This window comes from Rhodococcus sp. PD04 (genome assembly GCF_035918275.1).
Classification (GTDB): Bacteria; Actinomycetota; Actinomycetes; order Mycobacteriales; family Mycobacteriaceae; genus Rhodococcus; species Rhodococcus rhodochrous.
The window spans coordinates 4800769-4812771 of record NZ_CP142143.1 but is presented as its reverse complement, the minus strand read 5'-3'; the positions used below and the strand labels follow the sequence as shown (position 1 = coordinate 4812771).

At 69.5% G+C, this 12003-nt stretch carries 11 protein-coding genes; 6 read left to right on the top strand and 5 right to left on the bottom strand.

Going from position 1 to position 12003, the window contains the following annotated elements; genetic code table 11:
- Window positions 1-79 precede the first annotated feature (79 nt).
- The 3 genes from U9J23_RS21920 to U9J23_RS21910 all read right to left on the bottom strand — a co-directional run bounded on the left by U9J23_RS21920 (window position 80) and on the right by U9J23_RS21910 (window position 1834).
- Window positions 80-298, bottom strand: coding sequence for a helix-turn-helix domain-containing protein (locus U9J23_RS21920; protein WP_016932798.1), 219 nt, complete (start codon window positions 296-298; stop codon window positions 80-82).
- Window positions 298-972, bottom strand: coding sequence for a hypothetical protein (locus U9J23_RS21915; protein ID WP_016692506.1), 675 nt, complete (start codon window positions 970-972; stop codon window positions 298-300). The genes U9J23_RS21920 and U9J23_RS21915 overlap by 1 nt, the downstream gene beginning before the upstream one ends.
- Before the next feature lie 124 nt (window positions 973-1096).
- Window positions 1097-1834: an IclR family transcriptional regulator gene (locus U9J23_RS21910; protein WP_272265823.1), complete on the bottom strand. Its 738-nt coding sequence runs from the start codon at window positions 1832-1834 to the stop codon at window positions 1097-1099.
- Between the two features lie 138 nt (window positions 1835-1972).
- Here U9J23_RS21910 and U9J23_RS21905 point away from each other — a divergent pair, with 138 nt between their 5' ends.
- Window positions 1973-3403, top strand: a complete 1431-nt coding sequence (locus tag U9J23_RS21905) for an acyl-CoA synthetase (protein WP_059382821.1) — start codon at window positions 1973-1975, stop codon at window positions 3401-3403.
- 6 nt (window positions 3404-3409) lie between these two features.
- Here the strand turns inward: U9J23_RS21905 and U9J23_RS21900 are convergent, their stop codons facing one another.
- Complete coding sequence (locus U9J23_RS21900; RefSeq protein WP_272265820.1) at window positions 3410-4165, bottom strand: MOSC domain-containing protein; 756 nt, start codon at window positions 4163-4165, stop codon at window positions 3410-3412.
- A 107-nt stretch (window positions 4166-4272) separates the two neighbouring features.
- On the opposite strand from U9J23_RS21900, the gene U9J23_RS21895 reads away from it, so the two are divergent.
- Together U9J23_RS21895 and U9J23_RS21890 are read left to right on the top strand one after the other, a co-directional pair.
- A complete protein-coding gene (locus tag U9J23_RS21895) occupies window positions 4273-5244 on the top strand; it encodes an LLM class F420-dependent oxidoreductase (RefSeq protein ID WP_059382823.1) in 972 nt (323 codons plus the stop codon).
- Window positions 5245-5332: 88 nt separating this feature from the next.
- Complete coding sequence (locus tag U9J23_RS21890; protein ID WP_106201642.1) at window positions 5333-6280, top strand: alpha/beta fold hydrolase; 948 nt, start codon at window positions 5333-5335, stop codon at window positions 6278-6280.
- Here U9J23_RS21890 and U9J23_RS21885 read toward each other — a convergent pair.
- Window positions 6250-7425 (bottom strand): MFS transporter, encoded by a 1176-nt coding sequence (locus tag U9J23_RS21885; RefSeq protein ID WP_106201115.1) that lies wholly within the window; start codon window positions 7423-7425, stop codon window positions 6250-6252. The two genes, U9J23_RS21890 and U9J23_RS21885, sit on opposite strands and share 31 nt — an antisense overlap.
- 141 nt (window positions 7426-7566) lie before the next feature.
- Here U9J23_RS21885 and U9J23_RS21880 point away from each other — a divergent pair, with 141 nt between their 5' ends.
- Genes U9J23_RS21880 through U9J23_RS21870 form a run of 3 tightly spaced genes read left to right on the top strand, consistent with a single transcriptional unit; the run spans window position 7567 to window position 11847 of the window.
- Entirely contained in the window at window positions 7567-8964 is a 1398-nt protein-coding gene (locus tag U9J23_RS21880) for an amidase (protein WP_106201116.1), read from the top strand.
- A 21-nt stretch (window positions 8965-8985) separates the two neighbouring features.
- Window positions 8986-10089, top strand: coding sequence for an XdhC family protein (locus U9J23_RS21875; protein WP_085470109.1), 1104 nt, complete (start codon window positions 8986-8988; stop codon window positions 10087-10089).
- Between the two features lie 54 nt (window positions 10090-10143).
- Entirely contained in the window at window positions 10144-11847 is a 1704-nt protein-coding gene (locus U9J23_RS21870) for a helix-turn-helix domain-containing protein (protein WP_272265809.1), read from the top strand.
- Window positions 11848-12003 lie beyond the last annotated feature (156 nt).

The window sequence follows — 12003 nt, the reverse complement described above, 5'->3', positions numbered from 1 at the left end:
CAGCCGGAGCGCCACCGGCCGGACCGTCGGCGATGCCCGGAACCCACGAGGTTCCGGGCATCGCCGTTTCTGTGCTCGGTCAGTCGACCGAAAGGATGTCGCCCACAGAGCAATCCAGTACGCGGCACAGGGCGGTGAGGGTCGAGAAGCGGATCGCGCGGGCGCGTCCGTTCTTGAGTACCGACAGGTTCACCACGCTGACGCCGACCTTCTCGGCCAACTCGGTGAGCGTCATGCCCCGGTCGGCCAGCAGCTCGTCGAGATGACACCGGACGGCATGCTCGGTTTCCGGAGGCATCAGACGAGTCCTTCGTTGTCGCGCGCCATGCGGCTGCCGATCCGCAGCACCACACCCACGGCCGAGATCACCATGCAGAAGACGTAGGCGTACCAGAACTCCGGTCCGAGAGGCGCGTTCGAGAGGACGTAATTCATGTCCACGTCACGGATCAGCATGTTGGTGCCCAGCGTGCGGGGGATCATCGGGACGATGATGGTCGCGATCGCCACGATGGAGGTGATCCACACGAGCCGGATGGCACCCCGGTCGAACAGTCGGCCCCGGACGAATCGCACGACGATCCAGCTCAGCAGGGCCAGGGCTGTCAGGTAACCGAACGTCTGTACCGCCTCCCCGGCGCGGATGAGGCCGACGCTGACGGGTGAGAGGGTGTCGGTCGGAACGTCGATCACCGTCGTCGAGGTGGTCTGGAGGTCGACGCCGTTGGGGGTGGACAGCACCGGCGCCGCTGCCGCGTCGTCGAACCGGACCCGCGCGGTCACGATGCCGTCGCCGAGGGAGCTCGCGAGGTCGCGGACATAGGTGAAGAGCACGATCAGCGAGGTCAGCGCGAAGACGGTGAGGGACGCCCACAGATCGGTGCGGTCCTTCTTCGACGTCTCGGTGGGGGAGAGCGTGTCGGGTTCGGCGCCCGGGCCCTGGGGGCGGTCGGTGTCGTGGGTGGAATTCATGGTCGTCTCCGAACTCGCCGGACGGCGGGGTTATCGATTGTCGATACCATCGATAATCGTTATACCTATCGACAAACGATATGTCCAGAGGTGGTGGGTTCCCGCCGGTCCTGCTCGGAGCGGATCAGGGCAGGCGACGCTCGATCGCGTCCCGCGCTGCCAGCGCCTTCGCGCCATAGTCGGGGAAGAGGTCGGGCGTCAGTCGTGAGGCCGGACCCGAGATGCTGAAGCAACCGCGCACGGTGCCGCCGCGCCCACGCAGCGCGACGGCGACGGCGGCGATGCCGTCGTGCAGCCCCTGTTCGGTCACGGCGTACCCGCGGGCGCGGATCTCGGCGATCTCCTCGCGCAGCGCTGCCGGGTCGGTGACGGTGTGCTCGGTCAGTGACGGGAGCTCGGTCGCGAGGAAGTCCTCGATCCGCGCGTCGGGCAGCGACGCGAGATAGGCCTTGCCGGTGGACGCGGCATGCAGGGGCAGGCGCGTGCCGAGGGCGAGGAAGGCGCGCAGCTGGTGGGCACTGTCGAGTCGCTCGATCAGGACCAGCTCGTTCCCGTCCGGCACGGCGAGATGGACGGTCTCGCCCGTCTCGGCCTGCAGGCGGTTCAGTTCCGGGAGTGCGACCTCGCGCAGGTCGTCGCCGGACGACATCGCGCTGCCCAGGCTGAACGCGCGGCCGGTGATGACCCACTGCCCGGCATTCGCCGTCGAGGGGCGTATCCAGCCGGCCTCGGCGAGGGTCTTCAGGCACCGCTGCACGGTGCTCTTGGGGACGTCGAGACGTTTGCTCAACTCCGAGAGCCCGACCGGTTGCGTGGTCGCGACCTCCTCGAACACGCGGAGTGCGGTGAGAACGCTGTTCATCGGAACCTTTCGCGCGTCGTTGACGGCGGGCGTCACGGGTTATAGGTTGAGCCGGACCGCATCGTAGCACGGCGGTCCATAATGTGGACCAGGCGCTGCGCGACACCGTCCGGCAGGACGTCGAGAAGGGACCCACCGATGACCACCACCACGCCCGTGCCGTTGCTGACCTCGCTCACCGAGTCCGGAGCAGGTGACGACCGCAGCGCCGTCCGCGTCGGAGACGTCTCGCTCACCCGATCCGAACTGATCGCGGCCGCCGCCGCGGTGGCCGACGAGGTCGCCGGTTCCTCGCGGGTCGCCATCGACGCCACCGCGAGCATCGAGACGGTGATCGCCACGACCGGATGCCTCATGGCCGGTGTGGCCGCGGTGCCCGTGCCGCCGGATTCCGGCCCGGCCGAGCGCGCCCACATCCTGAAGGACTCGGGTGCACAGGTGTGGCTCGGCACCGCGCCCGAGGACGTCACCCTGCCCGCGATCCCCGTCGACGCGAGCGCACGTTCGTCGTCCTCACACGCCGAAGCCGATCCGGGCAGCGCCGCGATGATCATGTACACCTCCGGAACCACCGGCGCCCCCAAGGGAGTCGTGCTCTCGCGGTCCGCCGTGGCGGCCGGTCTCGACGGCCTCGCCGAGGCGTGGAACTGGACGTCCGACGACACTCTCGTCCACGGACTTCCGCTGTTCCACGTCCACGGGCTCATCCTCGGCGTCGTCGGTGCGCTCCGGCAGGGCTCGCCGCTCGTGCACACGGTGCGACCGAAGCCCGAAGCCTATGCGGCAGCGGGTGGTTCGCTCTACTTCGGTGTTCCCACCGTGTGGTCGCGGGTCGTCGCCGACGAATCGTCCGCTCGCGCACTGTCGTCCGCGCGTCTCCTGGTGTCGGGCAGTGCACCCCTGCCCGTGCCGGTCTTCGAGCGCATGCTCGCCCTCACCGGCTCCGCGCCGATCGAGCGGTACGGGATGAGCGAAACGATCATCACGATCAGCACCCGCCACGACGGTGAGCGCCGGCCCGGCTGGGTGGGTCTGCCGATCGCCGGGGTCTCCACCCGCCTGCGCGACCAGGCCGGCAACCTCGTGGCGCACGACGGCGAAACCCTCGGCCAGCTGGAGGTTTCCGGCGCGACCCTGTTCGACGGCTACCTGAACAATCCCGAGAAGACCGCCGAGTCGATGACCGAGGACGGCTGGTTCAAGACCGGCGACATCGCCGTGATCGACGACCAGGGCTTCCACCGCATCGTCGGTCGCGAATCGGTCGACATGATCAAGTCCGGCGGCTACCGGATCGGCGCCGGCGAGGTGGAGCACGCGCTGCTGAACCATGCCGGCGTGCAGGAGGCGGCCGTGGTGGGCGTGCCGGACGACGATCTCGGACAGCGGATCGTGGCCTACGTCGTCGGGGATCTCCGTGATCCGAACGAACTCTCGGACTTCGTCGCGCAGACCCTCTCGGTCCACAAGCGCCCCCGCGAGATCCGCACCGTCGACGCACTTCCGCGCAACGCGATGGGCAAGGTGCAGAAGAAGATCCTCGTCGAGGACTACCTCGCCGGGAAGTGACCCGGTCTACTCGGCTGTGCTCGGGTAGTCGGCTCGGCCGACGTCGATCTCGTCACCGATCGTGATGGCGCCGGAAGTCGTGACGGTCGCGTAGACACCGATGCACGGCATCGGCCTGCCCTCCGGAACATTGGGCACCTGATGGGCGGTCGTCACCTCACGCAGCATGTCGCGCCGCGCGGGAACCTCCTGATGGGGGAGCGTCACCATGACGCACCGCGCGGTGCGCTTGTGCGGTTCGAGGACCGCCGAGCCCACCGACACCCGTCGGCCGATCCACTCGTCCTCCACGAAGCCGGTCGTGCCCGGAGTGTCGACGACCAGCTGCGGCCGGAACCGCCGTAATGCCACATCGGTGGGGTCGCCGGTGCCGAGCGCCTCGACCGCGGAGCGGGAGACGAGATGCAGCGGCGCTTCGTCGTAGGTACGGTCGCGCGGTTCGAGCCGCACGTCGTGACCGATCATCTTCGACAGCAGGTCGTCGACATCGGGATCGTCGCCACGGACCACCGTGCCGTCGGCGAGCGTCAGTTCGAGTGCCGCTCGGTCGCGGGGATCGTCGTCGTTCAGAAGTCGTGCGGAGCAGGTCAACAGCAATCCGTAGCGGCGGAAACGCTTCGCACTCGCGATGTTTCCGGACTCGGCGTCGACCAGCGTCCACAGGTGATCGCCGCGCAGGCCGTCCGCTTCGATCACTGCGGCGTCGATCCGTTCACCCCCGAACGACTTCACCGGATAACGCCACAACTGATCGATACGCACGACTCGCGAGCATACGGGGACCGGAGCGGCCGCGGGGCGGGCCCGACCGCGCGGGCCGGGACACGCCCGGGTATGACCTGAACCACAGTGTGGCTAGGGTGACGGTCATGACGGAGAACACGACACGACGATGGGGCCTGACCGTGCCGCTCGACGGCATCCCCCTGCCCGACCAGCGACGCATCATCGAAGAGCTCCCCGACCTCGGATACACGGACGTATGGTCGTCCGAGGCCGGCGCTGCCGATGCGTTCACCCCGCTGACCCTCGCGAGCGTGTGGGCGCCCAGCCTGCGGCTGGGCACCGCGATCGTCCCCGTCTACACCCGCGGCCCCGCGACGCTGGCCATGTCGGCCGCGAGCCTCGCCGCAGCAGCACCCGGTCGCTTCGTGCTCGGGGTGGGCACCTCCTCCGACGTCATCGTGGAGAAGTGGAACGGCATCCCCTTCGAGGAACCGTTCAAGCGCGCCCGCGACACCCTGCGGTTCCTGCGTGCCGCCCTGTCGGGGGAGAAGATCTCCGAGAAGTACGACACCTTCACAGTCGACGGATTCCGGGCCGGCGTCGTACCCGACCCGACGCCGCCGGTGCTGCTGGCGGCACTGCGGCCGGGCATGTTGCGTCTGGCCGGACGGGAGGCCGACGGCGCCATCATCAACTGGCTGTCCGCCGACGACGTCCGCACCGTGGCGCCCTACGTCCACGAGGGCGGCGAGAACAAGGAGATCGTCGCACGGATCTTCGTGCTCCCCGGCTTCGACACCGAGACCGCCCGCGCCATCGGCCGGCGCATGATCGCCGCCTACATGAACGTCCCCGTCTACCGGGCCTTCCACGAATTCCTCGGCCGTTCAGAGGATTTCGCAGGAATGTGGAAGGCGTGGGCGGAAGGTGACCGCAAGGCCGCTCTCGAAGCGATCCCGGACCACGTCGTGGACGCCCTCGTGATCCACGGCGAACCCGAGGCGTGCCGCGAGCACGTGGAGCGCTATGTCGAGGCGGGCGTGACCACCCCGGCCATCGCCCTGGTGCCCTCGGGCGATCCCGCACCGATGATCCGGGCGCTCGCCCCGCGCTGACGACCGGACGTCACGATTCGATGTCGGCGGTTAACGACACCCGGCGGTGACGCGACAACTCCTGCAGATGCGCTGTGCAGGAGGCGACATGGCCGAGCCGACGTCGAGTACGGACCCGAACACGATCGCTCGTGTGACCGTGGTTGCCGACGACGGAGTGCCGTTGGCCGCCACGGTCACCGGACCGAGGGATGCGGATCTGACCCTCGTGTGCCTGCACGGGCACTGCCAGGACGCCACGAGCTGGGATGCCGTCTGCGGGTCGGTGGACCTGCCCGGTCTGCGAATCGTCCGCTACGACCAGCGCGGACACGGTCGTTCCGGGACCGGCGACGCCACCGCGTGCACGGTCTCCGGGATGTCCGACGACCTCGACGCAGTGCTCCGGACCCTCGCGCCGGACGGACCGGTGGTGCTGGCGGGCTATTCGATGGGCGGCATGGTCGCACTGTCCTACGCCCGTCGTCGCCCCGACGCAGTCGGCGACCGCATCGTGGGTGTCGGTCTGATCGCCACCGCCGCATCGGGACTCGCGGACGGCGGTATCGGGCGCTATCTGCGTCATCCGGCGGCGTCCATCGTGCACCGGGCGGTGTCGCGTGCACCGCGCGTCATGGAGTTGTCGAAGCGCGCCGGGGGCCGTGTGTGCATCGTCGCCGCCCGCAGACGCACGGAGGAATCGTGGCTGCGGGTGGTCGGATCGGCGCTGTCGAACGAGACCTCCGTCGTCACCTGGTCGCGGCTGCTGGCCGACTTCGCGGTCCTCGACGAGTCCGCCGCCCTCGACGTGCTCGCGAGAGTGCCGGTGGTCGTCGCGGCGGGCACGGAGGACGTCTTCGTACCCCTGTCGTTGTCGGAGGCGATGGCGGCGCGACTGCCGCACGCGAACCTGGTGCGGTTCGCCGGTGCCGGCCACCGTGTGCTCGCCGACCGTCCCGAGGAGGTCGCCCGGGCGCTGTCGGATCTGCTGAGGCAGGTTCGCACCCAGGGCTCCACTGCTCTTGCTCAGTGCGAATCGACGAGGGTCGCTTCCTGATCGGCGAGCAACTTCCGGGGGACGAGCGCGAGCACGAGCAGCGCCGCGGCGACCGCGAAGCACGCGACGAACCCGACGTGGGGTGCGGCGAGCGAGATGACGAAGGGCACCGCGAAGCCCAGATAGATCAGGCAGTAGAAGACGGCGACGGTCTGCGCGAGCTCCTCGGGAGGAGCGATGTGCTCGACGGTGACGAGACCCGAGACGAGCAGCATGCCGTAACCCCCGCCGAGGAGGACGGCGGTGACGAGGACGGCGAGCACCGATACCGGGCCGTCGACGAGCACCGCGACGGCGGCCGACACGAAGCCCAGCACACCGAGGCCCACCCCGGTCCACACGCCGCGATCCTCGCCGTGCCGGGTGATGCGCCGGGCCACGGGCTGGATCAACGCACCGGTGAGCAGGGTCAGGGCGGCGACCACGCCGGTGAACGCGACGGCCACGCTGTCCACGCGATCCGACACGATGGGTGGCATCGTGGCGAACGAGACGGTCGCGCATCCGAAGACCCACGGGGCCCACGGCACGACACCCCACCGGAAACGCGGGGACGACAGGGTGGACAGGCGCCACGAGCCCTGCACGGTGCGGGGCCGGTGCGCGTCGGGGACGGCCCACACCAGCACCACCGCGACCACCATCAGAGCGATGTGCACGAGATAGGGCAGACGGTCGGGGGCGGGCAGCCACTGCGCGATGAGACCGGCGAACAGGGCACCGCTGCCGAATCCCGCAGACAACGAGACGGCGGCCCGGCGCGCTCCCACACCCGGACCTTCGCTCAGCTCCTTCATCCAGGCGGTGCCGGCTCCGAACGCCATGCCGGACGCCAATCCGGCGAGCACCCGGCCGAGATACAGCAGCGCGGGGACGTCGGCGCCCAGCAACAGGACGATCGACGACACGATGCTCACCGGGATCATCGCCCGGATCACCGGACGACGGCCGATCCGATCGGCCACGCGCCCGAAGTAGAGCAGCGCGGGGATCAACCCGACGATGTAGGAGCCGAGCATGGCGGTGAACGAGTCGCTGCCGAGTCCCAGGTGGTCGCGGTAGACGAGCTGCATCGGAGCGAACTGATTGGCGCCCCAGCTCACCGCGAACACGGCGAACGCGAGACGAGCCCAGGACGGAATCATTTCCCGATCCTCTCAGGCCCGTTCCGGCGGGAAAGTATCAACTCTTCACACCGCGGCGACCGGCTTCCTGTGGAGTGTGGACGTAGGAGGGGCCCGGAGCCGGCCATAGCGTTCTCGTCGAACGCAGACCAAGGAGGGCCAGTGGCGGTAGACGGTCGATCCCCGACGCTCGACACCGAGCGCACCGGCACGTGGACCGGCGCCGACGCGCGGTCGATCGCCGCCGTGGTCCGCAACCGCGAGGTCACCGCCCGTCGGGTCGTCGAGGACCACCTCGCCCTGATCGCCGAGCAGAACCCGTGCCTCAACGCGATCGTCACCGTCGCGGCGGACAGCGCCCTCGCCGAGGCCGACGCCCTCGACCACCGCCTCGACCGGGGCGAGGCGGCCGGTCCGCTCGCCGGGGTGCCGTTCACCGTCAAGGACCTCATCGCCACCGCAGGCGTGCGCACGACCGCAGCTTCACGCGCACTGGCCGACAACGTCCCCGTCGTCGACGCGCCGGCCGTCGCCGCGATGAAGGCGGCCGGTGCGATCCTCGTCGGCAAGACCAACACGCCCGAATTCGGGACGTCCGGGCTCACCGACAACGAGATGTTCGGACCGGCCGTGAACCCGCTCGGCAGCCCCGAGTCGCCGCGTTCACCCGGGGGCTCCAGCGGCGGCGAAGCCGCGTCCATCGCGTCGGGCATGAGCGTCCTCGGGCTCGGCACCGACTTCGGCGGCTCGGTGCGCTGGCCCGCGCACTGCACCGGGCTGTGCTCCATCCGCCCCACCGTCGGCCGGGTGTCCGCGGACGGCCAGTACCCCGGGGTGCTCGTCGGCGGCCACGTACGGGCCGACCCGACGACGGTGCACGGCGCGCTGCAGACCGTCGGGCCCATGACACGGAACCTCGACGACCTCGTCCTCGCCCTGCGCGTTATCTCCGAACCGCACGTCGCGTGGACCGACCCGGCGACCGTCGACGTCGACGCGCTGACGATCACCTGGGCGCCCGGAGAGGGCACCGTGCCTGTCGACGACGAGATCGTGGACGTCGTCCGGGAGAGCGCGCGGCGCCTCGGTGCCCGTGAATACCGCGGGTCGGCTCTGGTCGAGGGGAACGAGTTGTTCGGGCGATTGCGGGCCACCCAGACCCACGCCGACATCGATGCGCTGGCGAGCCCCGACCGGTTCGGTGCTGTCATCCGCGACCTGCTGGCCACGGCCGGTCGCTCCGAGCATCGTGAGGTGGAGCGCCTCTGGGCGTGGCGCACCGCGCTGGTCCATCGGCTGCTCGACGAGATGGGCGACGTGCTGGTGCTGCCGGTCGCGTCCATCGGTGCGCCTCCGCTCGGGCTCGACCGTTTCGGTGTCGGCGACCGGCTGCTCACCTGGCAGGAGGCGCTGGCGAGCTGCCGCACGATCAGTGTCACCGGCTTCCCGTCCGTCGTCGTCCCCGTCGGGCGGACGAGCGACGGCATGCCCATCGGCGTGCAGATCGTCGCGCGCCCCTTCCACGACCACGTCGCGCTGGCCGTCGCCGCGCGTCTGTGACACGACTGCAAGGAGGTCGCCGTGCGGGACATTCTCGACGAGCTGTCGCGATGGTTCGACGACGGTGAGACGTTCGCGCTGGCGACCGTCGTGCGCACCTGGAAGTCGTCGCCGCGCGAACCCGGTGCCGCGATGGCCGTCTCGCAGTCGGGTGAAGTGGTGGGCAGCGTGTCGGGAGGGTGCATCGAAGGCGCCCTGTACGACATCGCGGGTGACGTGCTCGCCGACGGGAACGCCCGCACCGAGGTCTTCCGTGTCACCGACGACGACGCCTTCGGCGTGGGCCTGACCTGCGGCGGCACCATCGAGGTCTTCGTGCAGCGGGTCGATGCCGCCACCTACCCCGAGTTCACCGAGGTGGCACGGCGGATCGGGGCAGGAGAGCCGGTCGCTGTCGTCACCGACCGTGGGTCCGCCGGCCATCGTGTCGTCACCCTCGACGGGGACGACGGAACCGATGTCGGGGACGAGGTGCGCCTGCGCCTGTCCTACGGGGATTCGGAGGTCTACGTCGACGAGGAGCGTTCGCAGATCGTGGAGATCTTCGCGCCGCGACCGCGGATGTACGTCTTCGGCGCCATCGACTTCGCGTCCGCTCTCTGCACGCTGGGGAAGTTCGCCGGTTATCGCGTGACGGTGATCGACGCCCGGCCCGTCTTCGCCACGCCCGCCCGGTTCCCCGACGCCGACGAGATCGTGGTGGCGTGGCCGCACGTCTTCCTCGAGTCGGCGCCGATCGACCCCACCACCGTCGTCGCGGTCCTCACCCACGACGAGAAGTTCGACATCCCGTTGCTCGAACGTGCTCTCCGCTGCGAGGCCGGATACATCGGGGCGATGGGCAGCCGCTCCACGCACGAGCGCCGGGTCGCCCTGTTGCGCGAGGCCGGGCTGTCGGCCGACGAACTGGGACGCCTGCACTCGCCGATCGGACTCGACCTCGGTGCGCGGACCCCGGAGGAGACGGCCGTGTCGATCCTCGCCGAGATCCTCGTGAGCACGCGCGGCGCCACCGGGCGCAGTCTCGCGACACTGCGCGGACCCATCCACCGGGTCCCGGCGGGACGTGCTGCCCGACCTGCGGATTGTCCGCCTGCGATTGACGGTGTTGCCGCAGCCCTCTAATGTCACGTGTCTCCCATGCGGGGGTGAACGACTGGCAGGTGGACGGGTATTGCTGTGACGGTGCGCAAGGCTGAGAATCCGGGGCCCAGCGCAGCCGAACCGGGACGCAGCGCAGCCGAACCGGAGGACAGCGCAGCGGTCGTGTTCGAACCCTGCCCGCTCGCAGACGTCGTCTCCTCGGGTCTCCTCGTCACGCCGACGGTGCTCGCCGGCGACGTCTCCACGGCGCGGCCCGTCACCGCGGTCGCGGTGATGATGCTCCCGGAGATCGGTCCCTGGCTGCGTTCGGGACTGCTGCTCGTCACCTCCACCACCGTGCTCGCGCGACTCGCCGTGCCGATCGCCGATTTCCTGGCGCGGCTGGACCGGAGCGAGGTATCGGCACTCGTGGTCCGGCTCGACACCGGACATCCGCTGCCGCAGGGTCTCACGAACGACGTTCCCCTCCCGGTGTTGACGACGCCGGAGGAGGTCGTCGCGGATCACCGTCTCGCGTGGGGTCTCAGCGACATGGCCGCCGCTCAGGTGGAAGCGGTCTTCGAGGCGGACCACCTCCGTCGCGGGCTGCTCGAGATCGTCATGGCGGGCGGGGGGCACAGGGCGCTGGCCGAAGGCATCTCGCGCCGGCTCGGCGGGGCGGTCCTCATCACCACCCCCGACGGGCGCCAGACGTACAGGGCCGGAAAGGAATCCGATTTCGCCTGGCTGTCCTCGACGGCAGCGGTCGATCCGACGGGCCGGGTGCGGACCGACTCGATCGAGGGCGGACTCGGCCTGCACCGCTTCGGCGACGAGTACGTGGCCATCGCCGCGATCTCCGCCAACGGGATCGACCACGGTCGGCTCGTATTCTTCTGTCCTGCACGTGATCTCTCCGCGCCGGACCTGTATCTCGTGGAGCAGGCGGCGACGGTGTGCGCGCTCGTCGTCAGTCGCGAACTCGCGGTGTCCGCGGTCGAGGAGAAGCACCGGGCCAACTTCGTCCGGGACCTGTTGCGCGGCCGTGCCGGTGAACCCGAACAGGTGATCGTGCACGCCCAGATGTTCGGCTGGAATCTCGACCGCCCGGTGGTGGTGGTCGCCGTCGAACCCGATCGCGCGGACGACGATTCCTCGGCGGCGCCGGCGCGACTTCCCGTGGTGGAACGGCAGGCCCGCGCGTTCGCAGGTGCGCTGGCCGGCCGCGATTCCGGGGCGTCCGTCACGGCCCTGGCGACCGAGACCGTCGTGCTCATGGGGGAGGGCAGCGACACGATGGCCCTCGTGCGTGAACTCGTCGCCCAGGTGCGCGGGGCCGGTGGGGGAGGGCGTCGTCCGTTCGGTGTGGGGGTCTCGCGTGCGTCGTCGTCCACCGACGACCTGCCGACGCTCTACGCGCAGGCGCGCACGGCACTCGAAGTGGGACGCAGGATCTCCGGTCCGTGGGCGGTCACCCATTTCGACGATCTGGGTGTGTACCGGTTGCTGAGCCTCGTCGAGGACGCCGAGGAACTCGAGTCGTTCGCGCGCGAGACGCTCAAGGAGTTGACCGACGGCACGGCCGAGGCGCAGGACATGTGCCGTACCCTCGAGGTGCTCCTCGCCACCAACATCAACATCGCAGAAGCCGCGCGCCAGTTACATTTTCATTACAACACTCTGCGCTATCGTGTGGCGAAACTCGAAAAGATCCTCGGTCCCTTCACCGAGCAGCCCGAACTGCGGTTGGATCTTTCGCTCGCGCTCAAGATCATCGCGATGCGCGGGATCGATTCCTGACGATCAACCACCGATCTTGCCAATTTCGGAGGGCCGCTCCTGGCAGATTCCTCCCACGCCGGGCCTCAGCTGCTCCGTTAGCGTTTGCGGCTACCGAAGTACACGTGTGATCGGCAACACAGGCGTAACAATCCACGTGAACTCTATCGGCACCCA

What these genes read in the sequence shown, in the direction of transcription:
- U9J23_RS21920 (WP_016932798.1), bottom strand. Translation starts at nt 298, where the DNA reads ATGCCTCCGGAAACCGAGCATGCCGTCCGGTGTCATCTCGACGAGCTG.
- U9J23_RS21915 (WP_016692506.1), bottom strand. Translation starts at nt 972, where the DNA reads ATGAATTCCACCCACGACACCGACCGCCCCCAGGGCCCGGGCGCCGAA.
- U9J23_RS21910 (WP_272265823.1), bottom strand. Translation starts at nt 1,834, where the DNA reads ATGAACAGCGTTCTCACCGCACTCCGCGTGTTCGAGGAGGTCGCGACC.
- U9J23_RS21905 (WP_059382821.1), top strand. Translation starts at nt 1,973, where the DNA reads ATGACCACCACCACGCCCGTGCCGTTGCTGACCTCGCTCACCGAGTCC.
- U9J23_RS21895 (WP_059382823.1), top strand. Translation starts at nt 4,273, where the DNA reads ATGACGGAGAACACGACACGACGATGGGGCCTGACCGTGCCGCTCGAC.
- U9J23_RS21890 (WP_106201642.1), top strand. Translation starts at nt 5,333, where the DNA reads ATGGCCGAGCCGACGTCGAGTACGGACCCGAACACGATCGCTCGTGTG.
- U9J23_RS21885 (WP_106201115.1), bottom strand. Translation starts at nt 7,425, where the DNA reads ATGATTCCGTCCTGGGCTCGTCTCGCGTTCGCCGTGTTCGCGGTGAGC.